Here is a 1,460-nt window from a genome sequence, read left to right as displayed (position 1 = left end):
AGCGAATCTGCTGCCCGAGCACATCCATCGGGTTAAATAAATCCGTCCCCTTTGTGCTGCGAAAATGCTCGGCGAAAACGACGCCCAGCGTCCGCCTGCTGCTGCGCAAACTCGCATACTTGGGCCTGATGCACCAGGTGGTGCGCGACCTGTTCATCAGCGACATCGTCCTGCGGCAAATGGCAGCGCTGCCGCTGAAACTCGCCGAAGAAAATCCAGCGATTGAGGTGACCGCTAGGCTTGGGACGCAAACGCTGTATTCAGTTTCTGGAATGTTTCGACCGACTCGGCCTGACCCGTCGCCTCGGCGAATCCCGCCAGATCCGCCCAGACAATGCGCTGGCTGACGCCTGCGCACCATGAGTTCAGGAAGACAATCGCGCCCGGTGGCGCGGCCGGGCTTCAAACCCGGTTGGGGACGGCATCCGTTCCTGGGCAGGTTCGACTCCGGCTGTCTTCCGCCATCATTAGAAAAGCAACAGATCGGTGTCTTTGGTTAGCAAATGACCTAAGGAGTTAATGAACGGGGCTAAGAATTATTTTCAATTTCGCTTCTCGGTATCTTTTTTAGGCGGATATTGTCTAGCTTAATTACTGCGTCCGCAGATAATACTACGGAGATTTTTGAGAATGCCTTTGTTTGAGGGGAGCCAAGAAAAAAACTTATGAAGGCCTTGCCCCAACTGTTAGTTGCAGATAATTCCTGCTGCGGCAGAGTTATTCTATCGCCATACGGTAAAGTTGGTGTCATAAAAAGGCGGAATGTTACTGGGCGTGAGCTCAGGTAGTCGAAGCTGAGAGCGCAAGCCAATCCCCTTTCAAGGTGTTCATATGATTTTGAGATGTATAAGGCATGAAAGCTTTGGCTTAGTTGAGATATTGCATAATAATCATCGTTCTCTTTGATTGCTGAGCCTGCTCCTTGCTCAAATTGCCAGCCATTACTCTCATAGTTTGTAAAGGTAGTTAAGTCATCAATGCCAGTGTCGATATTGAGTATTAGAGGGCGAAATAAAATTCTTTTGGTGTCATCAATACTTCCATCAAATACAACAGCTATCTCTATAAAGAGTTTTGATCCATCTTCCATCCCACCAAGTCCAGCCAACGGAACCGGATGCTTGATCCCACCCAAATCCTCCGCCGTCACCTCTTTCCCTTTATAAGCCTCTTCAACAATTCCTGTACTGCCATCACGCTTTATTTCCCTATATGTCAGCCAAATCTTTTGCCCCAAGGCAATTAATGGCCAAGCCGTCGTCCGCGTATGATCCGTTGCCAACAAATCCGCAGGATCCAGCACATCCCCCGTCACCCGGTCGATTGTCGGCGTGGGCAATCGAGGATCTCCGTCGGCAATGTCCTGCACGCTTAGTATTAGCGGCAGGGAATCGCGCGTAGCCGATCCGGTTGTCTTGCTGTATTTCACAGTGACATTGCCACCGAAACTGTACGCAAGC

General features: G+C 50.3%; 1 protein-coding gene, 1 tRNA gene and 1 pseudogene. 2 read left to right on the top strand and 1 reads right to left on the bottom strand.

What is annotated here, in order from left to right; all coding sequences use genetic code 11:
- Window positions 1-58: 58 nt before the first annotated feature.
- Both OQK_RS29555 and OQK_RS24855 read left to right on the top strand, forming a co-directional pair.
- Window positions 59-363: pseudogene (locus OQK_RS29555) on the top strand (SelB domain-containing protein); the annotation flags it as partial.
- 5 nt (window positions 364-368) lie between these two features.
- Window positions 369-464: transfer RNA gene (locus OQK_RS24855), tRNA-Sec, on the top strand.
- Window positions 465-529: 65 nt separating this feature from the next.
- Here OQK_RS24855 and OQK_RS24850 read toward each other — a convergent pair.
- On the bottom strand, window positions 530-1,460 hold a 931-nt coding region (locus OQK_RS24850; RefSeq protein ID WP_238537261.1), incomplete at its 5' end, for a hypothetical protein.

The sequence above is a fragment of the Pseudomonas sp. R62 genome (assembly GCF_000257605.1).
In the GTDB taxonomy this organism is placed as follows: domain Bacteria; phylum Pseudomonadota; class Gammaproteobacteria; order Pseudomonadales; family Pseudomonadaceae; genus Aquipseudomonas; species Aquipseudomonas atacamensis.
This window is presented reverse-complemented; position numbering and strand designations above follow the sequence as displayed.